Genomic DNA, 26,077 nt, shown 5'->3' with positions numbered 1-26,077 from the left:
GATGTCATGCTACTTGTTCTTCAAGTAGTCCAGGCCGATTCTGTACTGCTTTTGTAAGCGCCGAATTGTCTTGATCAATTTTTCTTCGTTGGCTCCATCCTTTTCATGAACGACACGCACGGATAAATCACCATCCGTCTGCACACTGAATTCTAGTTGAGTGTTTTTCTTGATGCCACTAAGCCGACGTATCTCTGAAGGAATTGTGACTTGTCCCTTGCTAGACATGGTTGCGCGAAAAGAATTCCGTTTTGATTCTCGCATATCCATTTTCCTCCTTAGTTCCTTACACATAAAAGCCTATCACATTGTCATGAAAAACCGATTTTGTACAATACCTTTGCAATAGTTACTGCGATTTTTTCATAGCAGTCTGACGCTCACAACGCAAATTCAACCACAGCATGGCTGATTAAGCTCCAAGTCTGTGTGGTACAACAGCCCATCGAACAATAATCATCAAGATTCGGCGACGACGTAACTTAACATTAGATGATGTTCGGGTTAATGCTCTTGAAGCGACTGAAGCTGATGCAGTCAAAATTTATCGTAACAAAATCGCCTTTTTTCGTCGTGTTTTGCCTTTTTTCCCCAAAACCACTACGAAAAGTGCCAAATTACCAACGTTTAAATTTAAATTGACCACGCGGACTTGAACTCATCGTATATTGTGTTTAGGGAAGCTAGCACCCTAAAAGTTTAAATATATCGGCTACGAATGAGTCGAAGAAAACGGAGGTAGCGCCATGCAACAATTCGTGACGTTGGATGATAGCCATTTGGAACGGATCAGTGGTGGCAGCACTGATAATTTTTGGACCTACATTGGTATGGGACTCGGAGCGATTGCACGAAGCTGGGCTCAAGGTGGTTTTTTGGCACCCGCAATGAGCCTTAGCATTGATGTTCTCAACGAGCTCAAACGAAAAGAAAACTTGCCATAGGATGAGTCAAAAGAAAGGATGAGCGTCATGACCAATTTAAAAGATTCCGAACTTTGCCAGATTACAGGTGGCTTCTTACCGTTCGCAATTCCGGTAGCAACGATTCTAGGCATTCTGGCGACAGATGCATTTAATCATGCTGACCAGCTGATTGATGGGTTTAAACAAGGCTGGCAGAGGCCGTAATAAACCTATGATGGCGTGCCATTCACAAGAGGCAGGGCGAAAGCTGTCAAAGATGTTTAACAGCTTTGGCGATGAGACCATGGTCTATCAGACTTCCGTGACTTTACTGCCATTGTTCCGATTGAAGGCTACTATCTCGATTTACAAAGGTCCGGTCTAAACATAAAAGGAGAAAAATATGAGTCATATGGTTTTGCGTCATCGCAAAGCAGCGATTGTCTTGGCAGTGGCTGCGTTTGCTATCGTGCTTGTGGCTGCAGTTAGGTACAACGCAATTGTCGCTGATATTGCTGCAGCAGTTCCTTTGAGTCGAGAGACTAGGAAGACTATTGAAATGTTTTTGGATGCCGGTATGGGTGCAGCAGCGATTATTACGTTATTAGGTGGCGGTGGCCTAATCGCGTATATTGTGCAGCAAGCGTTTAAAAGTGGGGGCAAGAAGTTAATTCTTGCAGCTTAATTAGTTGTGAAAAAGTCCAAAGTGTTTCTGATAAAGAAAACGGCAATTTTGTGTCCGCTTTCTTTATTTATATTCACCGCAATTACTATTTCAATTGCAATCAGCCTTTTTCTATCATCATATCACTTCCTCCAAAACTTGCCTGTTGATTTGAAAAGTCAGGTTATTGAATTTAGCTTTTTTAAAATCCTAGTAAAAAATATTTTTGTTTCATTCTTATTAATAAGTGGGTTCTTCTTGTATAAAGTATCGACAGTGATTGTATTGTTAGCAAACGCAGTGTCCATTTCCTTCGTGCTAACGCTGAATATCTATACAACTGGTGAAGTCTGGTACTTTCTCGGTCTGATAAGTATTCACGGATTAGTTGAACTTAGTGCGCTAATGATTGCGGCAAATATAGGATTTCAGCGAATTAATCTCAAGATTCGGACGCAGAGGTCGACATTTAGAAATACAATAGTGCTCATACTGATATTACTCATTATTTCAGCCAGCCTGGAAACGTTTGTAACGCCCTTGTTTTGGAGATGACTTAAGATGATTGAAGTATTGGCGGTTTCGTTAAAAAGAGGTCTTTCTGGCGTTCCTTTTGTTGATACACTCTCCGCTAGAAAGACAGTTTGGCTTTGGGGAATGATCAACTTATCCGGCTTGGCCGCTTCAATAATGATTCTTAGAGAAATCTTGATATCAGGAGTCCTTCTTGACGATATCAAGAAAATTATGATGGTGTGGTCTGGGTTCACTTTAAATGTTCCTGAAGTACTTGGAATTCTTGTTGCGGCCAACGCCGTCATTTATTATCAGGATTTAAAGTCGCTTTGCCTCATGTCCTTGAATCAACCAATAATAAGATTCGGAGTGCGTTCGGGCATTTCCTCAAGTTTGTTGAAGGCTGCATTTTGTATAAGAGCAATTATCTCCATTACGCGAATACCTTTTTTGCTCTTTCTTATAACGCTGACGATAGAAAATCTTCGCGGCGTTTGTTGGCTTTCTGGCAGTCTCTTTCTGGCGACATTGGGCATTGCACGCATTACTTTTATGCACTTTTCATTGGAGAAGTGGCTGAGGAACGAGCTTGTAAAGAATGTACTTGTACTTATTTTTGCATTTGTATTCACAGCAAGTGTGGGGAAAAGTTTATGCGTCGAGTTTATAAGAATTTTTTTAAACGAAAACATTTTAACTGCTGCATCCTTTTTCAGTTTTGAACCGCAGTATGTGCTATTTTTAGTATTGATTTTGATAGTCTTTTTTGGACTTTACAAATATCGTAAGCCAATCAGTTTCAAGTGGTCATACATGAAGGTTCCAGTGAAAAGTGCCATTTTCTTAGCGATCAAAGATACTGGACAGATTGGCACATGGTTTTACTTTATCAGCAGTAGTGGGCTTGCACTTCTAATGAGCAGCGTAGATGAAAGATACTCGTTGTTGGTCGTGTTTGTCACAATTTATTACAGCACCATGGTTCTGTATCAGACGATTATTAATAATCTTCCAGGTTATTTTGAAATAAATGTTCATAAACAAATATTTATTTGGAATAATCACTTAGAGATGCTTGTACATCGGTGTCTATGCTCCTTTCTGGTGTACCTCACCGTTAAATTAATGCCTTTAGTCTTTTTGATCCTACTTTTCAGCTGGATTAAAGGACTTTCATTTTTGGAAGTGGGATTACAAATTCTGGCCACCCTTAGTATCTCTTACTTAATGGCAGTGGTTTATCAATTGAAGGGTTTACTGGGATATACGAGAAATCATGATACCAATGCTTTTGAAATTAGAGAGCAGCTTCGTGTAAAATCTTTCAGAACGATTATTGAGGGTATCTCTTTGGCTTTTGTTGCGCCTTGTAGTGCTTTGCCGTTGACGCTACTTGTTGTCGACAGAATCAATATACAACTATTCATCATTTTGGAAACTGCAATGACGCTCACTGCAACGCTGAGTGTATTAGCTCTGCTAACAGTGGTCTCATTATGTATAAAGAGGGGAAGATATGGGCAATCAGGTTCGGGTAAAGAACGTTAGCTTTTCTTACGATGATAATGTACTATTTCGAGACCTTTCTTTGCATTTTTCCTCGGGAAGCATCTATAGAATCATGGGGTCGAACGGGGTTGGAAAGACAACGCTCCTTAAGTTACTCGCGTTTGACCTATTACCAAACGAAGGGGTAATCGACACTGATTTAATGCGAGAGGAGATCGTTTATCTTCATGACGGGAATATACTGGATCCCAACTTAAGCGCCAAAGAACATGTGGATTTTTTGATTTCCTTTGATAAAATCAATCGACAAAGGCTGGCAAAATTGCCGTATTTACTGGAAAAGATGAAACTTGGAGCATATTACAACGAACTAACGTCGGCGCTGTCGCTAGGCACAGTCATGAAATTAACATTTCTCTTGTTTTGGCTTCAAGAACCCAAAATGTTGATGCTTGATGAGTTCTTTTCTGGAATTGATACGAGTGGCATGCGATGTATTGCAGACTTGATAAATGAAATGGCTACAGAAGGTGCGGTTATTCTTTTCGTTACCCATGTTGACCAGAATGCTGATTTATTGGCTTATCGTTCAGTGCAAATAGCAAAGTGAAAATTGATTTGACAAGTTGATCATGTCCTTTCCTATATTCAAAGTCTTGTGGTTGCTTTCTCGCCCAAAATATTCTATGATGTCGTTACTAGCTTACAAAAAGTAAGTAACACGCATGGGAGGCATTTTCGATGGTAGACATTGAGCATTTACAGTTTGGACTTGAAACTTTTGGTGACATTGTGGCAAATGAAGACGGCAGTTTACAGACCGCCGCTGCATCCATTCGTCAGATTGTGCGCGAAGGTGAGCTGGCCGATGACTTGGGCATTCAGGTCTTTGGGGTTGGCGAACATCACCGGCCGGACTATAGCGTTTCGAGTCCGGAAACGGTTTTGGCGGCGATTTCAGCAGTGACCAAGCAGATCAAGTTGGCAACGGCGGTCACCGTGCTCAGCTCTGATGATCCTGTGCGGGTTTATGAGCGATTCGCAACTTTGGATGCGCTGTCCAATGGGCGGGCGCAGGTCATGCTGGGACGCGGCTCGTTCACCGAGTCTTTTCCCTTATTCGGCTATGACTTAACCGATTATGACGACCTATTTAATGAGAAACTGGGGCTATACGACGCGTTGCGCAATGAAAAGGCAGTGACCTGGTCGGGTAAGTTCCGTGCTGCTTTGAAAAATCAGGAAGTTTATCCGAAGACCGAAAACGGTAAACTTGAGACTTACATTGGCATTGGCGGCTCGCCGGAATCCGTGATTCGCGCGGTTAAGTTCGGTTACAAAGTGATCATTGCGATCATTGGCGGGCAAGCCAGCCGGTTCAAACCGTATATTGAGCTATATCACGCAGCTGCCAAAGAACTCGGCAAGCCGGAGTTTCCAATTGCCGTGCACTCGCATGGGTTCATTGCTGATGACGAGAATGAAGCTGTCGAAGTGGCGTTTAAAAATATCAAAGCCAACTTTGATCGCATTGGGTTGACCAGTGGCTGGGCACCGATGAGTCGTGAACAGTTTGACGGTGAGACTAAGGTAGGTTCGTTCTACGTCGGCAACCCCGAGACCGTCGCGCGGCGCATGGCCGAAACAATTGACCTGCTCGATCTCGGCCGCTTCGATCTCGTTTATGGTGCCGGCAACCAGACCGCAGCTCAGCGCGAGCGTATGATTGAGTTGTATGGTACGAAAGTCATTCCGCGGGTTAAAGAGATTTTGGCAGAAAAGGCGGCGGTGAAATAATGGCCATTCAACGCGTAGGCATTCTTGGCGCAGGAAAAGTCGGCATCGTACTGGCCGGTTTGGCGCTGGACGCCGGCTACACAGTGCGGATTTCCGGTTCAGGCTCCGTCAAGAAAATCGCCTTAACCATCAAAACCTTAGTACCCGGCGCCATTGCGTCAGAGAATGCGGATGTCGTTGCCAACAGTGACATCATCCTGCTGGCGATCCCGCTCAGTCGCTACAAGAACATCGATGCAGACTTATTGAAAGGCAAACTGGTCATTGATGCCATGAATTACTGGTGGGAAACGGACGGCATTCGCGAAGAAGTCTTAGATCCGGACACGACTTCCAGCGAACAGGTTCAGGCTTATTTCAAAGATGCCAAAATCGTCAAAACGTTCAATCACATGGGCTACCACAATCTGCAAGAAGAGGCGCGACCAAAAGGCGACCCGAGACGGAAGGCGCTCTTCGTCACCGGCAACGATCCTGACGCTGTTGCCACAGTGGCTGCCTTTGTTGATACAATGGGCTTCGACACGGTTGTCCACAACAATCTGGCAGATGGCATCATGACCGAACCGGGCAGTCCGCTATTCGGCGCCAGCCTGCGTTACGCTGAAGTCAAGGACATCATTGATCATTTTGATCAGACCGAGTTCGGTAAGCGGATAGCGGCAAAGGTTCATAGTCATTAATGGGTGACGGGGATTTGGTATAAAAGCAAGGCATACAGCTTTTTGAAAGCTGAGATACCTTGCTTTTTTGCTTCTATAATTGATTGTTTAAATGAAATGAAATTGTTAGACTGACAATAACAAACAAGCTCTTTAGGTACCCGGGCTATCTATTGTGTTGGGGGTTAATGAATGAAAAGCAGGAGAACAATAAGCAGGAAGGCTGCTTATATTTTGATTTTCTTGGGCGGTATTGTTGTTGGTTTGATAACTTCGCCGGTGATCCAAGCCTTGTTCTGGATAATTTTCCAGTAAACGATTTTATATTTAAAGAGCGTGCAGACTCATACCTATGTCGCAGCAATTCAGTATAGGTATAAGCCTGTGCGCTTTTTGATCCGTGATTTCCAATGCCAAGAACATCAAATATATTGAGCGGAACATTGAGATGTTTCTAAAAGAGATTCACTTAACCGTTAAATTTACACCCCACACCTCACTGTTAGTGCCATTGTCAAAAGTCGTGTTGTATCTAAACCGAAGCCCCTTCTTTTGAGCAATAGCAGCATTAATCGTGGCTTTGAAATGTTTGAAACGCTTCTCCATTGTTGAACGTGAAGCGCGCACTTGCGGAGCAGTGTAATCGACATAAACGGTATAGTTGCCCAACTCATATGGTGTGATGGTAAGCTTTGTCGGGGTGGGCGTTAAGGAGGATAGAGGGATAGCGTTATTATCGTTGTTAAATGCCTGATAAATAAACGATCCAGGTGTAGATAGTCCGACAACGATTGCCAAAGTAAGAGGAAAAACGGCGTAGTTGATGATTTTTTTGCTGATGGTCAAAATCTTATTGTCTTTTACCATAATGTTTACCCGCTATATTAAAAAGATGCCTGACCGATGTTTGAAATCTGAGTTCACGTGGATTATATAGGATTACGATGTATTTTGCATTTATTTAGTCAGGCCATCTTAGATCGAGGACAAGCCCAAATTGAGTTCAAGTATTCGTTGGGGCACTGATGCACGTTAACCACTGTGTTTTTGATCCTCATCTCGGTATCGACTCATGAGCATGTAGCATCATGTCAATTTAAGATGAGTCTCTTCAATCGGAATAACAAGCGTTTTATAGCACATAAGCAACGTTAATTTTTAATTTGGCTATTCTTGCAGTTCATGTAGTAGCCTACTTGTAGAGACGTTAAGCCCTGCATGGAGGAAGAAACTAATGCCCTTACCCGTTAGAATTGTCCTTTTCACCTTAATTATGGTGATTGTGTTTATAATTCTCGGGGTTATTGACGCAGCTTGGTTAAAGTATCGGAGACGCCCGGAGATGATCAAACAGCGAAGGATTGGTCTTATTAGTCTGGGAATTGTTTGTGTCATAAGCGGCATCGGTCAAATCTTGGGTCTGTGGCCTTAAATGGTCCCATGGAAAAAGCTGTTAGTCTCTTAAGCTTTGCTAGCTAAACGAAATCCTACCTGATAGCCTACCTCTGCGTTACCAATTGCCTAACGTTCTAACCGGTTACAATCTTACTAGTAGATTGATCGAAGCTTCAAACAAAAACCCACGGCGTTTCCTCATCTGCCAATTGGCATGGTGAGAAAGCACCGTGGGTTTTCTTTTTTGCGTTCAATCAAACATGTCTAGGCTTTCCGGTTCAGTAAGCTGCTCGTCAAGCGGATCAGATCGTCCTGCGCCGGCCCGGCCGGCAACTTCTTTAAACCGGCGATGGCTTGTTCGGTATGTTGTCGGGCCATGGCGTAGGCTTGCTTGACACCTTCATATTGGATGACCAAATCACGAAGCGTATCCATTTCCGCATCGGAGATTTGGTCCTTTTTGGCAAGCAACGGCAAAAAGGCTTGGCGATCGCGCTGCATGGCTAGAATCAACGGGGCGGAATAGACCCCGCTGCGGACGTCTTCGCAAACCGGCTTGCCGAGGGTGTCGCCGTTGCTTGTATAGTCGAGGATGTCATCGAGCAACTGGAAGGCAATGCCGATGTCCATGCCGATTTTTTCGGCAGCTTTGGCGAAATTGTTGTTACCGCCGCTTTCGTAGGCACCGACAAAACAACTTAAGGCAAAAAGCTGACCGGTTTTGCCGGAAACCTGTTTGAGGTAGTCGTCAATGGTGATGTCGGTTTGGTAGCGGGTGGCCATTTGGTCCAGTTCGCCTTTGAGGATTTTTTCCATGCTGCCGCTGTCTTGTTGAATGCTGCGGAGGCTTGAGGCGTAATGGGCCAGGAGCTTGAAGCAGACTACGAAGAGATAGTCGCCGGCATAAACCGCGGTCTCCGGGCCAAATTGTTTTTGAATCGTGATCTGGTTGCGACGGGTTGGCGATTTGTCGATGATGTCATCGTGAATGAGCGTTGCCGTGTGCAAGGTCTCGATCGCTGCTGCCAAGGCAATCATTTTCTCCCGATCCGTATCCTGAAAACGCGAAAAGAGCAGACAATAGGCCGGACGCAACAGCTTGCCGCCGCCGTTGATCATCTCCAGGATAGCTTCAGCCACTGGCGTATTGTTGGTGGTAATCTGTTTTTCAATTAACGTTAGTGCTGAGGACAATTCAGGCGCCAACGTCGGGTATTCATGCCACATGGGATGAATTTTCATTGTGTCGCTGTTATATAAAACGTGGAAGAATGTCTCTTTGACACCAATAAAGGTTTTATATATTTCCTTTCTTGATTGACAATCTTACATTTCATTTAGTCCCGTCAACAACGGTATTCCCACTCTGAAATAATTCATCATGACAGTGACCGCCTCCTGAACTTTAAGGGTATAGCCTACCCCGTAACCTTCGATTTCGCATAAGCCACAAGATTTTCAACGGCATTTTCGTCTCGCCGCAACTTCACGCCACATTGATAACAATGATAGTCATCGTGACCCGTACGATGTTTCAAGTTGCCACTCAGCGTGATGCGTTCATCAGCGGTTTTCACATAACCGCATCGTGAACAACGCTGAGTACTAGGGTAAAACCGATCCGCCAGCACTAACGTATTCCCATACCAGTCAGCCTTGTACTGCATGATCACTTTAAACTTGCCAAACAGTGATCGATGCAGGTTCTTGGCGAGACGTTTATTCATGCGCATGTGGCGATTATCCAGATCCTCAATCCCAATTAGGTCATAATCAGTGACGAGCATCGTCGTAAACTTTTGCAGCAAATCCGTTTGAATCCGTTCAACTCGTTGGTATTGACGCTTCAACTTGGTTCTCGTTGTGCGATAAGCCGCGGAGTTAAAATGCTTGGGATTTACTTTCCGTTTGCGGGCTAATTGGCGCTGATAATGAGCAATGCGGGCGTAAAGTGGTGGCAGACGTTCAGGCAAGGTGGGTTGAGTGGCATAGCCGGTTGACGTTTGATAGTCAAACTTGCCGATATTGGCATCAATCCCAGTGACAGTTAGAACCGGTCGCTTTTCAACAGAAGTTTGAACCTCAATTGAAAAGGAGGCATAGTAACCGTCAGCGTCTTGAACGACACATACCTGTTTAAGCTGACCTTGCCAGCGCGGTTGCTCAGCTAGTTTGATGTCATACCAGGCACCAGCACCATGAGGTTTATCTAAACGTAACTTGCCATTCACAAGTTGTGCCCGATCCGTTTTGAACGTTTTGCGGGATCGTTTCTTAGATTTCCAGTTGGGCTTATCGTGATCTGGCATCTTTGGATTGAAGTAGTTCTTCCATGCCTTACCTAGATCCTTTACAGCAAGCTGCAAAACTCGGGCTGACTGTTCGTACTGCCAATCGGCTTTGTTCCAGACCAGTTCGTCCCGCACTTTGCGTTCATTAGGACGCAAAGTTTTATCGGCCATCACTAGGGACGCATCGTACATGGCATTCCACGTTTCGAGGGCTTGATTCCAGCAAAACCGGCGATAGTTAAACAACCGCTCCAGTTCACGCCGCATGGTTGCATTGGGATAGAGTTTAATCTTATGCATTTTAATCAAAAGTTGTCACCTCCTCTCAATTAGCTGGTTAAACGCCACTTGAGAGGAAGCTCAGAGTAAGCCGTTCAACCCAAGGCTAGCTAGCGGAACTTTGGTAAGAACCATCATACAGTACCGATTCAGGCTCTTGTCAATACATTTCGCTAGTTAACTTGGTTTGAACACACGGACAGCTTCCACTTAATTATTCTGTCCATGTTGTACCGCCTAATTCCATATGGTTCGTCATATTTGAGTGCTGTTAACATCCTCCTTTTTTACGTCGCTTGCTTCGGTCGTAGCGCAGGCGGCGTAAGATATCAATGTGTTCAAAAAGGAAATTAGCCGCAATGCCGACTGCGATGCCGGCGAGAATGCCCATAAAGGCTAAGATCGGCAGGTAGAGCATCACCGTCCAGCTTTGGGCGATCAATGATGCGACTAGTAGTTGGCCGACGTTGTGCAAAATGCCGCCAGCGGCCGAGATACCGATCATGCTGACGCGTTTTTCCCCCAGTTGTTTGATGAGCAGCATCCCCAGCCAAGACAGGAGTGCCCCGGCTCCGCTGTATAGGAACGTTGAGAGGGTGCCGCCTAGCAAGGTGGTGAGCAAAAGGCGCAACCACAGCAAGACGAAGCTATCCGAAATGGACATCGTGAACAGCGAGATGATGGTGATGAGGTTGGCTAAGCCTAGTTTGGCACCGGGCGCAAACGCAAACGGGAAGGGAATCATGCGCTCCAGTAAGCCGATAATGACGCCTTGGGCACAGAGCAAGGCAATATAAATATATTGCCGGGTGCGGTCGGCTTTATAAATGCTCATTCGGTCACCATGCCTCCCGTATTGTTACTGCCGCCTTTGTTCGATTTAATTTCAATCAACAATTTGTGCGGCAGGCAGACAATGGTTTGTCCGGGTTTGGTGATTCGGCCGCGGCGGACGCAAACCTGATCCTGACAGTTGGCTTCGGTAATCGCAATGCCGGCACCTTGAACTTCGATCTTATTCCAGTCGCCGTCTTTGGCGCGATAAGTGAATTGGGTCGTGCCAGTGTGGCCGGTTAACCTTTTTCGATAAACCTCGTGGCCATCATGGGTCACTACGGCTGTTAAAACGCGCTGCGAGGCTTCTTGTTGCTGCTGATTTTCCTGAATGCCGAAGATGAGGTAGGGGATGAAGGCTGCAAGAAACAGGCCGCCGACAATGATCCAGTCAAAAGGGCGAATCATTTTAAGATAGCGTTTGAATGTATTCGGCCGTTTCATGGTCAAGCTCCAATCTAACAAAAATCAGTCGTTCGCATCGGTCAATGAAAAGAGGGACGTGAACGTCAAGGACGGGGAGCACTGCACGCCACAGAACATGGCCGCAGCAGCTTCCCGCTCTTGAAAAAAGACTCTAGGCAAAATCCACCCAGAGTCTTCTGCGCCGTTAAACGCGTTATCGTGACAATTATTTGAGTGCATCGGTACCGTAAAGTGATTGCGGTGTTCCATAGCGCCATTTGCCAAAGACTTTCTGGAGATAAGGGACAACCCATTTATCAAGCCCGAACGCGCGGCCGGAGCCGTTCATGCAGGCAAGGGCCATCGGAATCATCCAAATGTTGACCCAGTAGAACATGCCACTTAGGCAGAACACACCGACAAAAGCAATGGTGGCTGCCGAGGTTAACCAAGTGAACAGACCTGCAATCAAGGCGAGGCCAATCAGAATTTCCATGATCGTCATCGCTTTTTGCATGAAGAACGCCACTTGCTGGTTAGGAATCAAGGTCTTGGTAATGCTGTAATACCAGTTCGGCATTTTATCAAAGACCATCATCGGATCATTCCCATACTGATAGGAAAGTGAAAAGACAGTCTTGGTAGCCTTGGCCGCGCCGGCTGCCGCACCGGAAGCGGCGCTGGTGGCATCGGCACCGGCGGCAGAAGCACCGCTGGTAGCAGCTGGTTGTAGCCAACTAAATGGCAGGCGCAGCTTATCAATGAACCATGACTCCTTGCCTTGAATCTTCGGCCAGCAATCAATCAGCCACATCGCGCCTAACGTGAGCCGGGCAGGCACCGTCCATAGTACGTTGCCTTGACGGGAAAGGTGGCCGCGGAACATATTACGTTCGTTGCGGGTCCGGAAGAATTCGTGCATGAAGTATTGGAATAAATAATAACCGGAATAAATTTGGATGAAGTAGAGCATGTTGACTAAGTGCTTCATCAACATCGCAAAGAAGCCGGAGAGATGCAACCAACCCATGATGTTGGCAACACCATATTTGGAACCTAAGCTGACCATGAATCCGGAATAGTTAGCTTTGTATTCAATCTGCTCCTTATTTTCCAGCTTGGCTTCAATGTTGGTCAAGGCAGTATGCGCGGTTGCTTCGGCGCCTTGAACGATTTGCGGTTGGCCGCGGCCGGTGCCGTCTTGATCAACCAGTGAGACATCGCCGACAACGTAAATACTTGGATCGTCTTGCGATTCCATGTTGTTCTTAACCAGGATTCGGCCAGCCCGTCCTTGTTTCAGGCCAAAGTCTTTGGCCTGATCCGTTGCCTTGACCCCTGCTGTCCAAACCAGCGTGCAGGTTGGGAAAGTGGAACCGTCTTTCAGATCGACATGGTCTTCATGAACGCCGACAACGCCGGTATTCTTCATGACCTTGATGCCGCGTTTTTCCATGTAACGTTCGGCTTTGTTCGCGTCTGAACGATCCAGCATATTCATGATCGTCGGCGCCATTTCCATCAGGCTAAATTGGATTTCGTTCGGATCTAGCTTGTACTGTTTGGCGAGGGTATCGCGCCAGTCACGCAGCTCGCCGATTGTTTCGGTACCGGTAAAGCCGGAACCGACAATGACGATTGACAAAAGAGCTTTGCGCTTAGCCGGATCGTGTTCTTCGGAACCGCGCCGCACGACATCTTCAATGTGGCGTTTCAACCGAATCGCGTCTTCCCACTTACCCAAAGTGAAACCGTGTTCGGCAACGCCTGGTGTTCCGAAATCATTTGGTTGTGATCCGATCCCCAAGATCACATAGTCGTAAGGGAAGCGGCCGTTTTCCGTGACCACTTCCTTCTTGTCGCGGTCAATACCTGTCACGTTATCGGTGACAATCTTGACGTTCTTACGTCGATTGAATAGCCGCTGCAAATCGTATTGAATCGCATCTTCCGGGACACGATCCGCTGCGATTTCGTGCAGTTCGGTGACATAAGTGAAGTACGAGTGGCGATCGATCAGCGTGATCGTCACGTCTTTGTTGCGTTTGTAGTGCTTGGCCAGGTGCTTTGTCGCATAAACCCCGGCAAACCCCGCGCCAACCACGACGATATTGGTTTTCGCCATGCATAACACTCCTTACCATTTGCAATATCCATACTTTTGTGAAGTATGTATCCAAGTCATTATAGCCTTTAATTTTGCTTAATGTCTAACGTTCTAGCTCTCTTTTTCCAAATCCGGACATTTTTGTGTAAAAAGACACAAAAATACGCTTTCGAAACAAATCTAAGAAAATGAGAAAGCGCTTATAATACCCGAGTTTAGTTGATTTTTTTGATTTGACTGGCTAAACTAAATATGTGATTGAGAACACAATATCGCAGTAATGAACTGCAAAAGGGGTAAATGTCATGAAGTTAAGTAAAGTTGTGACGGGGACAGCCGTTGTTGCACTGTCCACTTTGGTTTTAAGTGCATGCAGCAGTAGTTCAAGCAGCAAAAATTCGTCCAGCAGTAAGGCTTCCAGCAGCAAAGTGGTGAAGAAGTCATCAGCCCAAAAGCAAGTTGCCGGCGGTCCGCTGAAGGATGGTACTTACAAGCTGAATGAAACCGGCTATGACCATGGCTATAAAGTTGAAATGGCCATGACAGTCAAAGACGGGAAGATTACTTCTACTAAGTATGACTACGTTGACAAGAATGGTAAATCCAAGACCAAGGACGCTGCCTATGAAAAATCAATGAAGTCCAAGGTTAAGGTTGGGCCAAAAGAATATATTCCTGAATTGAACAAGTCGTTCCAGAAGAACGGGACAAATGTTGGGGCAATTGATGTGATCTCAGGTGCGACTGACTCCAGCCTGACCTTCAAGAACTATGCACAACAATTGATTCAGGCTGCCCAAGCCGGTGACACCAAGCCGATTGAAGTGAACAATACCGGCAAGATGAAAGACGGCACCTATACACTTGAAGAAAAGAACTACTTCAATGGTTATCGGGTTACCTTCTCCATCACCGTCAAGGACGGCAAGATTACGCAAAGTAACTATGACAACGTCAATAAAGATGGCAAGTCCAAGACACTTGACACCAAGTACGAAGCTAATATGAAGAAAGTCAACAAGGTTGGCCCGAAGGAATACATTCCGGAACTGAATAAGTCGTTGGTTGCTAAGCAGTCACCAGCCAAGGTTGATGTGGTTTCCGGCGCGACCCACAGTTCCGATACCTTCATCTTATATGCTGATCAACTGGTCAATGCTGCACAAAATGGCAACACGAACAAGATCGAAGTTGACAACATTGTTTACAACAACTAATTTGTTGGTTTCACGATCGAAGCGGTTGGACTGATTGTTAGTCTAGTAGCTTAAGTAAGGACTTGTTCGGAATACTTCTTCTGAGCAGGTTCTTTTCTTATGCCTACAAAACCCCGTATAATGGCTCTGCAGCCGGATGATTGTGCCGGTTCACGCTCACTTTTGGAGGAATATTTAGATGAAGAAAAGAGTTGTCGTCGTTTTACTGATGCTGCTGGCATTGGTAGCGACTGCCTGTTCCGGCAAGCCTGCAGCTAAACGCACGTTGGTCGAAGGCGACCCTTATTCGGATACCCAGTTTTTGATGGGCACGGTTGTCACGGTTAAAATATACGACAAGGGCAAGCAAGAGGCGTTAGATGCTGCTTTTTCCCGGATCCAACAGCTGGCCGATCAGCTGACCGTCAATCAAAAGGGGTCGGAAGTCGATAAGATTAACCAAAACGCTGGGATTAAGCCGGTTCACGTGACGCCGAGTGTTTATCGCGTGATCGCGGCGGCCAAACACTACAGCGAGAATTCCAATGGCTCGTTTGATTTGGCGATTGGACCGATCACCAGCCTGTGGCACATTGGCTTTGCCGATGCCCGCAAACCGGCACAAAGCGAAATTGATGCCAAGCTGCCGTTGGTGCATTACCAAGATGTCCTTCTTAATAAGAAGCAACAGACCGTTTACCTGAAGAAAAAAGGCATGGCCATTGATCTTGGCGGCATCGCGAAGGGGTTCATCACCGATGAAGTCGTTAAGACACTCAAGAAACAACATGTTACCACCGCTATTATTGACTTAGGCGGTAATATTTTCGTCATGGGCAAGAGCCCCAAAGATGCGAAAAAAGACTGGAATGTCGGCATTCAGGATCCGAAAAAGCCACGAGGGACGGCCATTGGCACTTTGCCTGCCAGTAACAAAACCGTTGTAACTTCCGGAATCTACGAGCGCTATCTCAAAGTTAATGGTAAAGTTTATATGCACCTTATGAATCCCAAAACCGGCTACCCGTTTGACAATGAACTGATGGGCGTTTCGATCGTCACCAACAAAAGTGTCGACGGCGACGCCTTGTCAACGGCAACGTTCGATAAAGGGTTAGTCGATGGGATGGCATATATCGAAAAGCTGAAATATGCCGATGCCATTTTTGTCACCAAGGACAAAAAAGTTTACGTCAGCTCGGGATTGAAAGACAGTTTCAAACTGTTCAAACATTCCGGCTACACGCTGGCGAAAATCGCTAAATGAGAGCGTGAAATGGCGCGGTTTAAAGAGGGGGAAGTTGATGACGCTACCGATTTTCTTGGAATTGGTGGAAATTCGCACGAAGCTGGCAAGTATTTTGCCGTTTGCGATTGGGACGTTATTTGCAGTGAGTTACTTTCACGGCTTTGATGCTGTGAACACGGGGTTATTCCTGGTGGCGATGTTGCTTTTTGACATGATGACCACGGCGCTAAACAACTTGATGGATTATCGTAAAGCCAAAGATGAACATTATCAGCAAGCCGTTAATGTGATCGGCCGGGAGCAGTTAAATCCGAAGCTAGTTAGCCGAATCATTATCGGGATGCTGGCAGGCGCCTCGTTGCTTGGGATTGTTTTGGTTGTGCGGACTGACTGGCTTGTGTTGTTGATGGGGATGGCCTGTTTTGCAATCGGCATCTTATATACTTGGGGACCGTTGCCATTGTCGCGGTTGCCATTGGGAGAAATTTTTTCCGGTGTCGTGATGGGCTTGGGCATTCCGGTGATTGCCACTTATATTAATATTGCCCCCGGAAAATTGATCGCACTGGACTGGGGATGGCCGACGATTGTCTTGCGTGGCGATTTTATTGCCATTATCGCTTTAGGCTTGACCTGCATTACGCCAATGGCCACCATTGCCAACGTCATGCTAGCCAACAACATGGCTGACTTGGAGGAAGATGAGCGGAATCATCGGCATACGTTGCCCATGTACTTAGGTCACTGGTGGGCACCGCGGGTTTACGCCTTGTTAGCCTATGTTGGTTTCCTCGCGGTCTTGTTAGCAGTTGTGTTTGGCGCCTTGCCGAGCTGGGCATTGCTGATTGAATTGGCGTGGCCACTGGTCATTCGCAACGTCCATCGTTTTATTCGGGACCCAAGCAAGCCACGAACGTTCCACACCGCCGTCGTGAACCTGGTTTTGGAAAATGGCTTATTAACCCTCGGCCTGGGAATGGGGGTCTTGTTATGACGCAACCATACAAACACCTAACTTGGCCGTTGTTTCTTGAATTTATTCGCTTACCGGCAAAAGCAGCGAGCATGCTCCCGTATGCGCTAGGCATTAGTTACGCCGCATGGGCTTTTCAACAATTTTCCTGGGTCAACAGCCTGCTTTACGGTCTGGCCCAGCTCGCCATTGCTTTGTTTGTCACTGGTTTCAACAACGTGCAAGACTACTTCAAAGCCAAGGACCGTAGTTATCAGCAACAACAAAATATCATCGGTCGCGAGCATCTGTCACCTTGGGGGATGTTGGCGTTGACGATTCTGATGCTATTAGTGAGTGTCGTTCTTGGCCTGCTTCTTGTGATGCGCACGAATCTCAGCCTTCTGGTCATCGGTGCCATTGGCGTTGGCATCGCCATTCTATATACGTTTGGTCCAATCCCCTTATCTCGGCTCCCACTTGGCGAATTACTGGCCGGAATCGTCGAAGGCTTCGGCACATTCACGATTGCCGTGCTGATCAACATGCAGGCACCGCAACCCTTAGATCTCGTCTTGGGCCGCCGCACATTTGCATTTTCACTGAATCTCGGGTGGTTGCTGCAGTTATTCATCGCCGTTCTCCCGATTGTCATCCTGAACGCAGCGGTCATGTTTGCCGACAACATCGCCGATCTGGAACAAGACGTGAAAAATGAACGCTACACATTGCCCTATTACCTCGGGAAAAAGCGTGCCTTGCGTTGGTACCGGCTGATTCCGTTTACCACCTTTGTCACCTTATTACTCGGCATCGTTACTGGCATCCTGCCGATTTGGAGTTTGCTGGTACTGGCGACATGGCCACTGGTGCTCCACAACACAAGGGCCTATACCAATTCACCTAGTAAAGACAAAACTTTTATTTTCACCATTCGTTCGCTCTTGAGCTTTGGTGGGGTGTTGTTGGTGACGTTGTGGTTGGGGATACTTTTTTAAAAATGACCTCAGATACTTATAATAACGAAATATTAATGGCACTAAAGATGGTGCCGTCTTTGTTTGCTGACGCTTGCTATTCATGGACAACCTTGGTATCATATTGGACGTGACTGGAGGGAACAAGATGTCAGTAAAGAAAGTTGCTTTAGCTTGTTCGGTTTGTGGGCAACGGAATTATTTTGTTCCCGAAAACCCGAAGCGAACGGAACGGTTAACTTTAAGAAAATTTTGTAAACATTGTGGCCGGGTAACGGTTCACCAAGAAACCAAGTAATAATGGAAGGAGCAGACTGATGAAATTTATCAAAAGTGTTTTTGCGGAAATGAAGGCTGTTACGTGGCCGACCGCGAAACAGACACGGCGTGATACGTTTACCGTCATCATGACTTCCATTATCTTTGCCATTTATTTTGCGGCGGTAGATTGGGTCATTAACATGATCTTTCAGGCGTTCTTGTATTAAAGCCTGACAAACCGCTTCATCTTTGCTATACTATGAGCAGCGCAAAACCGCCTTCGATGACGGTTTTTTATTTTGACTCAAAACACAAAAAGGAGACGCATTATGGCTGAAACAGTAACATCGGCAGAGAAACATTGGTACGTGTTGCACACTTATTCCGGTTATGAGAATAAGGTGAAGACGAACCTTGAACAGCGGACGACCAGCATGAATATGGATGATTATATTTTTCGGGTGGTCGTTCCTGAAGAAGAGGAACATGAACAAAAGAATGGTAAGGATAAAGTCGAGATGAAGAAGACTTTTCCTGGCTATGTGTTGGTTGAAATGGTCATGACTGACCAGTCTTGGTTTGTGGTCCGGAATACGCCGGGAGTTACGGGGTTTGTCGGTTCACATGGTGCCGGTTCAAAGCCAGCGCCTTTGCTGCCGGAAGAAGTTGCCAGTGTCCTGCATTCGATGGGCATGAGCACGCGTCATCAGAATGTTGAGTTTGATGTGGGCGAGCCAGTGACGATTATCGACGGTGCCTTTACCGGCATGCATGGTAAAGTGACGGCAGTTGATAAGGATAAGATGAAGTTGAAAGTTGTTACGGAAATGTTTGACCGTGAAGTGACAGCTGAATTGGACTTTGATCAAGTCGACAAGCTGTAGGTAACGCGTATGAGCGGCTGGTTCTGGATTCTTGTGACGCTGGGCGTGATTATCGTTGTCGGTGGCCTTGCAGACTATCTTTTGTTGGCCCGGACTGGCTACGCGCCGGTTCCGCTCGTGATGGATCCAACGCCGACGTTGTTTATTCCCGGGCATCTGGGGACGCGGTATTCGTTTGGCCATATGTTGTGGCGTATGCAGCGGCGTTATGGCTTAAGTAAGGATGTCGTGGCGATTGTCGCCCCGGATAGCAGCGTTCATTTGCGCGGACAGTTGAATCTGAATCACCACGCTGCCGTTCAGGTGTTGTATACGGACAAAACGGTGCGGCCCGCTGCCCAGTTGCGCGGGTTAAAGCATGTGATCGCCGCTTTGCAGGAGCAGCAGGCGTTTACGCGGGTTAATTTGGTCGCGCATTCGATGGGCGGGGTGACGGCGGTGCTGTATTTATTGAGCCAACCTGCCGTTCCGGTTGCTAATTTGGTGACGATTGCCGCACCGATGAATGATGTGGAGGTTGCGCGGCGTTCGCCGATTCTTAATTGGCCGTTGACTCGTCAAGGACCGGAGCACACGGCGCCGATCTATCAGTACTTTCAACGTTCGATTACCAACTTGCCGCCAGATTTGCGGTGGTTGAATATTGCCGGCGATTTGATGTTGGGTGGGCGCCACGATGGCGAAGTGGCGATCAGCAGCAGCTTTGCCGTGCGGTATTTAGTGAAGGATCGGATTAAAGATTATACCGAAGTTGTGATTCGCGGACCGCGGGCAGCCCATAGTCTACTACACGAGAATCGGTTGGTGGATCATGATATCGCCGAATATTTATGGCAGCGGCAACGCGACTTTTAAGTGCTGCTGAATTAAAGTTTTGCGGACAGAAGCCGCTCAAGGAGTAAACAAATATGGCAGAAGTATATTTGGCTGCACCGTTTTTTGATCCTGCTCAGATTGAGCGGCTTGATCAGGTTTTGGCAGCTTTGCATGCAAATGAATCGGTCACCGCTATTTTTTCACCGCGCGATGACACGAATAAGGCGGGGTTAACGCCGAACTCACCAGGGTGGCAGCGGCAGGTGTTTGGTGAAGACATTCAGGGTCTGCACCGCTCGACGGTCTTAGTCGCCATTCTGGATTATGTCGGTGAAAACCCCGATCCGGGAACGGCATTTGAGATCGGGTACGCCTATGCGCACCACATGCCAATCGTGGCGCTTCAGCTTGGCGAGATGAAAATGAATCTGATGTTGGCAGGATCGATTACCTGCTTTGTGAATGATTTGGCCGAGCTTAAAAGTCTTGATTTGGACCATGTGTTAGTGCGGCCGTATGTCGGACCAGTCTTTTAAATCCACAAATAGATCAGATGTCGCCAGCGTTTTCTTGCGCTGGCGATTTTTTAATTTCGCCTGTATTTTTAAAAAGCCGTGCAGCCCGCGTTGAGCAGGTGGTTGCCAACATTGACAATTTGTTATTGATTAATCTATATCTTGATATTAGGTTCGTTTGGCTATACCATATCTTGTATACGGGAGGGACAGCTATGCAAGTTATGATGAAACCGATCACCTTGGCACCTGATTTTATTGCCGAGGTCAAGAAAGAAATTAAGCCACACTGGGGTGAACTGGGGTGGGTCACGTATAAGCGGACCTATGCCCGGTGGTTGCCGGATCAACAACGTACCGAGAATTGGGATGAAACCGTCAAACGAGTGGTTGAGGGGAATATTAACCTTGATCCGCGGTTACATACAGCCAATCCCGATTCAGAAGTCGTGGACGAACTGCAAAAAGAGGCACGGAATCTTTTCAAGCTTATTTACGGGCTGGCCGGCACGCCATCTGGCCGTAACCTGTGGATTTCCGGAACCGATTATCAAAAGCGCAATGGCGATGCCTTGAATAATTGTTGGTTTATCGCCATTCGCCCGCAGCCATATGGTGAGTCGCATATCGTCCCGACAGATTTTTCGGCTGACCAGCCTGCTGTCTCGATGCCGTATTCCTTTATGTTTGACGAATTGATGAAAGGCGGCGGCATCGGTTTTTCCGTCACCAAAGACAACATTGCCAAATTGCCGCCAGTCGCAAACGCCGTTGACCTGACGATTGTGATTGATCGCAGCAGTGCCAGCTATGCGGAATCACTGAAAATGGGTGCGGTTGATCGGGAAGCTTGGGAACAGGCGCATGCAGCCGAGCATAATGATCGCTACGTTTTGCCTGATACCCGTGAAGGCTGGGTTTTAGCCAACGCAAAGGTGATTGATCATCATTTTGCAACGACCAATCCTAGTGGTCAGACCAAACTGGTACTGGATATCAGTCGGATTCGGCCAAAAGGCGCCCGGATTCATGGCTTTGGCGGCACGGCTTCCGGCCCGATGCCATTAGTCGAGATGTTGCTGGATATTAACAAGGTGCTTAATGCCCGGGTTGGCCAGCGGTTGACTGCGGTTGACGCCACGGATATTGGCAACTTGATCGGCAAGACGGTCGTGGCCGGCAATGTGCGGCGTTCCGCGGAAATGTCGTTAGGCTCGGCCGATGATGACGCGTTCATCACGATGAAGCAGGATCAAAAAAAGCTTTATCATCACCGCTGGGCATCTAATAACAGTGTCGCGATTGATACGCAGTTTGACGCTTATGCACCGATTGCGACAGCCATTGCCAAAAACGGTGAACCGGGTGTTGTGAACCTCGATTTATCACGCCGCTTCGGCCGGATTGTCGATGGTGAAAACGCGGCTAACGATCCGGATGTGGAAGGCACCAACCCATGTGGCGAGATTTCGTTAGCCAATGGTGAACCGTGCAATCTGTTTGAACTCTTTCCGGTCGTTGCAGTGCAACAAGGCTGGAAGCTGAAGCAGGCCTTCGCACTGGCAACGCGGTATGCCAAGCGGGTAACCTTCAGCAATTACGACTGGCAGGTTTCCCGTGATATTATTAGGAAGAATCGCCGCATCGGCATTTCGATGTCCGGAATTCAGGATTGGTTCCTGGATGATTTCGGTCATCGCGTCGTATCCGGATTTGAACCGGTTGTGGATCCGCACACCGGTAAAATGCTTGAGAAGCCGATTTATAACCCGGAAATCAAGCAAGCAGTGGATGGCTTGTATCACGCGGTGGTTGATGCGGATCAGGCTTATTCCGATGCATTGGGCTGTGAGCCTTCCCGCAAACACACCACGGTTAAGCCATCGGGAACCGTTGCTAAGCTGGCAGGGGTTTCAGAAGGTATGCACTTCCATTATGCTGGTTATTTGATTCAGCGTATTCGTTTCCAGGCCAACGATCCGTTGCTGCCGGCTTTGAAAGCATGCGGTTATCATATTGAGCCGGATGTTTACACCAAGAACACGATGGTTGTCGAGTTCCCGATTCGCGCGGCGCATGCCGATGATCCGGCATTTGCTTCGGCCGGGACGGTTTCAATTGCCGAACAGATCGCGACCCAGGCGTTCTTGCAGACATACTGGTCGGATAATGCGGTCAGCTGCACGGTCACCTTCCAGCCGGAAGAAGCCGATCAGATTGCCGGCTTGTTGTCACAGTATCGGCACGTGATCAAGTCAACATCCATGTTGCCGTACGTTGGCTCAGGCTTCAAGCAGGCACCAAAAGAGCCGATTGATGCAGACACCTATCAGCAAAAGTGCGCCAAGATTCACGGATCGGTCGCAGCTGTTTTTGCCGCCCAAAATGCCAATCATGATCAAAAAGATCTGGAATTAGTTGACCAGACGGATTGTGCTGGCGGCGCTTGCCCAATTAAGTAAAAATGCGGAGGAAAATGAAGGTTATGTTGAAGAAAGCTTTACGTTCACTGGTTGTCTTTTTTGCAGCAATATTTGTGCTAGCTGGGTGCAGCAACAGTTCGAGCAGCGCTGCCAAATCCAGCAGCAAGCCGAACCAAATTGTGGTCACTTACCAGTTGAAGCAAAATGGCAAGGCGTTTGCCAAGAAAAAGATTACCCAGCCGAAAAAGTCAGTGGTGATGACCGGTCTGAAAAAAGGTTGGTCGGTCAAGGCTTCGAAAGGGTTTATCACTGAGATTGCCGGCAAGAAGCAAAATGTTGCCAAGAAGACCTACTGGCTGTACACCATCAATGGCAAGATGGCGAAAAAAGGTGCCACAACGCAACCGGTCAAGAACCACGATAAAGTCGTTTTTGACCTGAGTGTTACCAAATGAAGCTGCCAGCGTCAGCCAAAAAGCCATCGCCTGTTCGGGCGGTGGCTTTGCTTGGTCTATTGACGGCTTTGTGCACGGTTTTGCGGATCGTTAAAGTGCCGATTCCCAACGTTCAGCCGGTGACAGATATTTTGATGGTCGTGACGTTGTTACTTGGGCTGCGCTGGGGACTCGGCTTGACCGTCAGTACGCTGGTGGTCTCCAACCTTGTTTTAGGATTTGGCTTGTGGACGCTTCCGCAAATCGCGGCCTATATGATCTGTATGCTCGTGTTACAGGCGATTGTGCTGATGTTGCCGATTGTCCGGCGCCTGCTCTGGCTCCAAATCGGCTTAGCCGGGTTACTTGGGTATCTTTACGGGTTTGTTGTCAGTCTGGGGATGGCGGTCATCGGCAGTTTGAATGGGCTGGGCTTTTGGGCGTATTATATCAGTGGTTTGTTGTTTGATACTTATCATGCGATCGGAAATCTTGTTTTTTATCCGATTGTACTGTTGGTGTTGCAACAAGGACTGAAACGGTTCAATCGCGGATAAAGCACTTACGGAAAAGAGGACTCGGCATGAAACTTTACACAAAAGTCGGTGATCACGGTGCCACGAAACAGATTAATGGTAAGAAAGTGCCGAAATATGATCCCCAAATTATTGCGCTGGGCGATTTGGACGAGCTTGATTCATGGCTCGGCTATGTCGCGTCGCAAGCAACTGCGACGCCGGGATTTGATTGGCTTGCGCAGGCGTTGGAGGATCGGCAGCGGGAGCTTTATGAGTTGCTGGCTGACGTCGCGGTGCCGCGGCACCACACCATTACCGAAGCGCATGTCAAGGCACTGGAAGATGCGATTGATGACATGATGGCCCAGGTGCCGCGCATCACCGCTTTTGTGTTACCCGGTGGCCATCCGCTGGCAGCGGCGTTGCAATATGGCCGCGCCGTGGCACGTCGGGCAGAGCGCTCGCTGGATCTGCTGGCTGAGGGAGATAAGACTGTTACTGCGGTGGTTTTGCAATACAGTAATCGGCTGTCTGATTACCTTTTTGCATTGGCACGTTACGTCAATTTCAAGGCAGGCGTTCCTGAAGTGAAAAGTAAGAAAGCACATAAGGGATAGAAAAGGCCTTAATCCGGTTTTGCTGGACTAAGGCTTTTCGTTTGCACGCAAATTGTCATTGAGAATGGTTTATTCTGCCTGTGAAATATCATCCGACTCGCTTAGTGGATACATTTGTAACAGGTTGTGCTGCTCGAACCAATAACCAAGTCGCAGTAACTGATCTTCGCGACCCTTCGCAGCCACAAACTGAATGCCTAGTGGTAGACCATCCGGTGATATCGCGGTGGGTAAGCTAATGGCCGGGGCGCCGGTTAAGTTGGCTTGTTGGGTGAACGGCGAGTATGCGAGGCTGGGCTCAAATAAATCCCAGACGAGCTGCTTTTGTTCTTCAAGCGCAAGCTCGGCTGCATGTTTCATTTTATCGACGATGGCAGGTGATTGTAACTCGGCATCAATGCGCGGCGCCGTTTTGGCTGTCGTTGGCGTCAACAGCAGATCATAGCTGTCGTGGAAATGACTGTAAGCTTCGGCTGCCTGATCCCAGACTCCCAACGAGCGGCTATAGTCAGCGGCCGTCGTGTGCAGTCCGGCTTGATAAATGGCCCACGTGACGGGTTCGACGTCTTCCGCAGTGACCGCGCGGCCGGTTTGCTCGGTATAGGCTTGGAACATGGCCGCCGTCTCGCCGCCGTTCATCAAATAATAAGCCTTCATCAATGCCGTGCCATCCACATCGGGTTGTGCTTCAACAACCGTGTGCCCAGCCGCGCGCAACGCATCCACGGCTAACGCGACTGCCTTGACTGCCGTTGCGCTAACCGGTGTTCCGACAGGCGATTGCGTGGTGTAGGCGATTTTTAACGGCCGCGGGTCATTGACGTCTTCGAGATGCAGCGGTGGCGCAATAAACGGTGCGGCTAATTGGGTAGTTGCCAGTCCGCGCAACAAGGCCTCAGTGTCAGCCATAGTGCGGGTCAAGGCAAAATTAATGGAAGCACCTTGCCACCCGCGCCACTCACCAGGCCCGGTCGGCACCCGGCCGCGGGTAGGTTTTAAGCCGATTAAGCCGGAAAAAGAAGCGGGGATCCGAATCGAACCGCCACCGTCAGATCCGGCAGCAAGCAGACTGATGCCAGCCGCGACCAACGCCGCCGCCCCGCCGGAAGAGCCACCTGGCGAATAGTCCAGATTCCACGGATTGCGTGCCGGACCGTAAAGCGTGGCATCAGTGATATTTTTAAAGCCGAACTCCGGGACATTACTTTGACCGATGATCACAAAACCCAGTGCCTGTAATGCCTTGACAAAGTTGTTGGTGCTGGTAGCTTTGGCATCTTTGAATAGTCGACTGCCCGCTGTGGCCGGTGCGCCGGCGAAGTTTTGCCCCAGGCCTTTCAAGACCAGCGGCACACCCAAGAATGGTTGGCCGGTGTCTTTCAGTTGCGCGGCATCGTGTTTGGCAGCCGCAAACCTTGTCCAGGTGATGGCATTCAGTTTGGGATTGAGCTTGGCAATTTTATCGGCCGCCGCATCGATTAAGTCGGCGCTGGTAATGGCGCCGGCACGAATCGCGGCAGCTTGGGCTAATGCTGAAGAAATCATTAATTTTTCCTCCAAGAAGGTCTTCCTGACAACAATGCTACTTTAGTTATCTTTGACAACCATCTTACTGTCAAGTTATTCTTTGAGTAAAACTAATTGCTTACAATTATTCGTAACTTTTCGGCAGATTTACAGGAAGGAGTGAACAAAGGACTTAATGGAACAAGATAATAGCGACGAAGCACCCACGAAGACATGAACGCAATAATTAAGTGGAAGGTGCTCATGTGGCTTCAGTGGAAAAATTGCGAAATGTATTCATGACCGGCTGACAAGTGATTTTCTTTGGAAGTTATCTGTCAGGTGGCCGGCCTTGCGTCATCACG

General features: G+C 47.7%; 29 protein-coding genes. 21 read left to right on the top strand and 8 right to left on the bottom strand.

What is annotated here, in order from left to right; genetic code table 11:
• Positions 1-9 precede the first annotated feature (9 nt).
• Complete coding sequence (locus tag LACZS1_RS10910; RefSeq protein WP_070650325.1) at positions 10-264, bottom strand: AbrB/MazE/SpoVT family DNA-binding domain-containing protein; 255 nt, start codon at positions 262-264, stop codon at positions 10-12.
• Between the two features lie 482 nt (positions 265-746).
• Here LACZS1_RS10910 and LACZS1_RS10905 point away from each other — a divergent pair, with 482 nt between their 5' ends.
• The 8 genes from LACZS1_RS10905 to LACZS1_RS10870 all read left to right on the top strand — a co-directional run bounded on the left by LACZS1_RS10905 (position 747) and on the right by LACZS1_RS10870 (position 6,074).
• Positions 747-944 carry a ComC/BlpC family leader-containing pheromone/bacteriocin gene (locus tag LACZS1_RS10905; protein WP_010492210.1) on the top strand — a complete coding sequence of 66 codons (198 nt, stop codon included), beginning with the start codon at positions 747-749 and terminating at the stop codon, positions 942-944.
• Between the two features lie 27 nt (positions 945-971).
• On the top strand, positions 972-1,130 hold the full coding sequence (locus LACZS1_RS10900; protein ID WP_010492208.1) for a hypothetical protein: 159 nt from the start codon (positions 972-974) through the stop codon (positions 1,128-1,130).
• Positions 1,131-1,308: 178 nt separating this feature from the next.
• The gene (locus LACZS1_RS10895; protein WP_070650324.1) at positions 1,309-1,590 is read left to right on the top strand and encodes a hypothetical protein; all 282 of its coding nucleotides are present in this window, start codon (positions 1,309-1,311) and stop codon (positions 1,588-1,590) included.
• Between the two features lie 6 nt (positions 1,591-1,596).
• The gene (locus LACZS1_RS10890) at positions 1,597-2,124 is read left to right on the top strand and encodes a stage II sporulation protein M (RefSeq protein ID WP_070650323.1); all 528 of its coding nucleotides are present in this window, start codon (positions 1,597-1,599) and stop codon (positions 2,122-2,124) included.
• A gap of 6 nt (positions 2,125-2,130) precedes the next feature.
• Positions 2,131-3,633, top strand: coding sequence for a hypothetical protein (locus LACZS1_RS10885; protein ID WP_070650322.1), 1,503 nt, complete (start codon positions 2,131-2,133; stop codon positions 3,631-3,633).
• Positions 3,602-4,204: an ATP-binding cassette domain-containing protein gene (locus LACZS1_RS10880; protein WP_070650321.1), complete on the top strand. Its 603-nt coding sequence runs from the start codon at positions 3,602-3,604 to the stop codon at positions 4,202-4,204. The genes LACZS1_RS10885 and LACZS1_RS10880 overlap by 32 nt, the downstream gene beginning before the upstream one ends.
• 131 nt (positions 4,205-4,335) lie before the next feature.
• Complete coding sequence (locus LACZS1_RS10875; RefSeq protein ID WP_274804370.1) at positions 4,336-5,391, top strand: LLM class flavin-dependent oxidoreductase; 1,056 nt, start codon at positions 4,336-4,338, stop codon at positions 5,389-5,391.
• The gene (locus LACZS1_RS10870) at positions 5,388-6,074 is read left to right on the top strand and encodes an NADPH-dependent F420 reductase (RefSeq protein ID WP_029345590.1); all 687 of its coding nucleotides are present in this window, start codon (positions 5,388-5,390) and stop codon (positions 6,072-6,074) included. Before LACZS1_RS10875 ends, LACZS1_RS10870 begins: the two co-directional genes overlap by 4 nt.
• 444 nt (positions 6,075-6,518) lie before the next feature.
• On the opposite strand, the gene LACZS1_RS10865 is transcribed toward LACZS1_RS10870, so the two are convergent.
• From LACZS1_RS10865 to LACZS1_RS10840, 6 genes are all read right to left on the bottom strand, one after another.
• Entirely contained in the window at positions 6,519-6,920 is a 402-nt protein-coding gene (locus LACZS1_RS10865) for a hypothetical protein (protein ID WP_070650320.1), read from the bottom strand.
• Between the two features lie 792 nt (positions 6,921-7,712).
• Positions 7,713-8,690 carry a polyprenyl synthetase family protein gene (locus LACZS1_RS10860; RefSeq protein ID WP_070650318.1) on the bottom strand — a complete coding sequence of 326 codons (978 nt, stop codon included), beginning with the start codon at positions 8,688-8,690 and terminating at the stop codon, positions 7,713-7,715.
• Between the two features lie 176 nt (positions 8,691-8,866).
• Complete coding sequence (locus LACZS1_RS10855; RefSeq protein ID WP_093997901.1) at positions 8,867-10,048, bottom strand: RNA-guided endonuclease InsQ/TnpB family protein; 1,182 nt, start codon at positions 10,046-10,048, stop codon at positions 8,867-8,869.
• A gap of 241 nt (positions 10,049-10,289) precedes the next feature.
• Complete coding sequence (locus LACZS1_RS10850) at positions 10,290-10,853, bottom strand: Gx transporter family protein (RefSeq protein ID WP_070650316.1); 564 nt, start codon at positions 10,851-10,853, stop codon at positions 10,290-10,292.
• Positions 10,850-11,296, bottom strand: a complete 447-nt coding sequence (locus LACZS1_RS10845; protein WP_025013283.1) for a NusG domain II-containing protein — start codon at positions 11,294-11,296, stop codon at positions 10,850-10,852. The genes LACZS1_RS10850 and LACZS1_RS10845 overlap by 4 nt, the downstream gene beginning before the upstream one ends.
• 187 nt (positions 11,297-11,483) lie before the next feature.
• On the bottom strand, positions 11,484-13,382 hold the full coding sequence (locus LACZS1_RS10840) for an NAD(P)/FAD-dependent oxidoreductase (protein ID WP_047105557.1): 1,899 nt from the start codon (positions 13,380-13,382) through the stop codon (positions 11,484-11,486).
• 287 nt (positions 13,383-13,669) lie between these two features.
• Between LACZS1_RS10840 and pplA the strand changes: the two genes are divergently transcribed.
• The 13 genes from pplA (at position 13,670) to LACZS1_RS10775 (ending at position 24,206) form a co-directional block, all read left to right on the top strand.
• Positions 13,670-14,581, top strand: coding sequence for an extracellular electron transfer flavoprotein PplA (gene pplA / locus LACZS1_RS10835; protein ID WP_025013285.1), 912 nt, complete (start codon positions 13,670-13,672; stop codon positions 14,579-14,581).
• Between the two features lie 178 nt (positions 14,582-14,759).
• Complete coding sequence (locus tag LACZS1_RS10830; protein WP_070650315.1) at positions 14,760-15,827, top strand: FAD:protein FMN transferase; 1,068 nt, start codon at positions 14,760-14,762, stop codon at positions 15,825-15,827.
• 37 nt (positions 15,828-15,864) lie between these two features.
• The gene (gene menA / locus LACZS1_RS10825) at positions 15,865-16,803 is read left to right on the top strand and encodes a 1,4-dihydroxy-2-naphthoate polyprenyltransferase (protein ID WP_070650314.1); all 939 of its coding nucleotides are present in this window, start codon (positions 15,865-15,867) and stop codon (positions 16,801-16,803) included.
• Positions 16,800-17,759 carry a UbiA family prenyltransferase gene (locus LACZS1_RS10820; RefSeq protein ID WP_070650313.1) on the top strand — a complete coding sequence of 320 codons (960 nt, stop codon included), beginning with the start codon at positions 16,800-16,802 and terminating at the stop codon, positions 17,757-17,759. The genes menA and LACZS1_RS10820 overlap by 4 nt, the downstream gene beginning before the upstream one ends.
• A 127-nt stretch (positions 17,760-17,886) precedes the next feature.
• Positions 17,887-18,036, top strand: coding sequence for a 50S ribosomal protein L33 (gene rpmG / locus LACZS1_RS10815; protein ID WP_075760979.1), 150 nt, complete (start codon positions 17,887-17,889; stop codon positions 18,034-18,036).
• Between the two features lie 19 nt (positions 18,037-18,055).
• Positions 18,056-18,226 (top strand): preprotein translocase subunit SecE, encoded by a 171-nt coding sequence (gene secE, locus LACZS1_RS10810; protein WP_010492112.1) that lies wholly within the window; start codon positions 18,056-18,058, stop codon positions 18,224-18,226.
• A 102-nt stretch (positions 18,227-18,328) separates the two neighbouring features.
• Positions 18,329-18,883 carry a transcription termination/antitermination protein NusG gene (gene nusG / locus LACZS1_RS10805; protein ID WP_025013288.1) on the top strand — a complete coding sequence of 185 codons (555 nt, stop codon included), beginning with the start codon at positions 18,329-18,331 and terminating at the stop codon, positions 18,881-18,883.
• Positions 18,884-18,892: 9 nt separating this feature from the next.
• The gene (locus LACZS1_RS10800) at positions 18,893-19,738 is read left to right on the top strand and encodes an alpha/beta fold hydrolase (protein ID WP_070650312.1); all 846 of its coding nucleotides are present in this window, start codon (positions 18,893-18,895) and stop codon (positions 19,736-19,738) included.
• A 53-nt stretch (positions 19,739-19,791) separates the two neighbouring features.
• Positions 19,792-20,235, top strand: a complete 444-nt coding sequence (locus LACZS1_RS10795; RefSeq protein ID WP_070650311.1) for a nucleoside 2-deoxyribosyltransferase — start codon at positions 19,792-19,794, stop codon at positions 20,233-20,235.
• Between the two features lie 194 nt (positions 20,236-20,429).
• The gene (gene nrdJ, locus LACZS1_RS10790; protein ID WP_070650310.1) at positions 20,430-22,676 is read left to right on the top strand and encodes a ribonucleoside-triphosphate reductase, adenosylcobalamin-dependent; all 2,247 of its coding nucleotides are present in this window, start codon (positions 20,430-20,432) and stop codon (positions 22,674-22,676) included.
• 26 nt (positions 22,677-22,702) lie between these two features.
• Positions 22,703-23,092 carry a DUF4430 domain-containing protein gene (locus LACZS1_RS10785; protein WP_093997906.1) on the top strand — a complete coding sequence of 130 codons (390 nt, stop codon included), beginning with the start codon at positions 22,703-22,705 and terminating at the stop codon, positions 23,090-23,092.
• The gene (locus LACZS1_RS10780; RefSeq protein ID WP_070650308.1) at positions 23,089-23,628 is read left to right on the top strand and encodes an ECF transporter S component; all 540 of its coding nucleotides are present in this window, start codon (positions 23,089-23,091) and stop codon (positions 23,626-23,628) included. The genes LACZS1_RS10785 and LACZS1_RS10780 overlap by 4 nt, the downstream gene beginning before the upstream one ends.
• 26 nt (positions 23,629-23,654) lie before the next feature.
• Positions 23,655-24,206 (top strand): cob(I)yrinic acid a,c-diamide adenosyltransferase, encoded by a 552-nt coding sequence (locus tag LACZS1_RS10775; protein WP_070650307.1) that lies wholly within the window; start codon positions 23,655-23,657, stop codon positions 24,204-24,206.
• Between the two features lie 69 nt (positions 24,207-24,275).
• On the opposite strand, the gene LACZS1_RS10770 is transcribed toward LACZS1_RS10775, so the two are convergent.
• Positions 24,276-25,751 (bottom strand): amidase, encoded by a 1,476-nt coding sequence (locus tag LACZS1_RS10770; protein WP_070650306.1) that lies wholly within the window; start codon positions 25,749-25,751, stop codon positions 24,276-24,278.
• Positions 25,752-26,077: the final 326 nt, after the last annotated feature.

Source organism: Lacticaseibacillus zeae subsp. silagei, from assembly GCF_030770335.1.
GTDB lineage: Bacteria > Bacillota > Bacilli > Lactobacillales > Lactobacillaceae > Lacticaseibacillus > Lacticaseibacillus zeae.
This window is presented reverse-complemented; position numbering and strand designations above follow the sequence as displayed.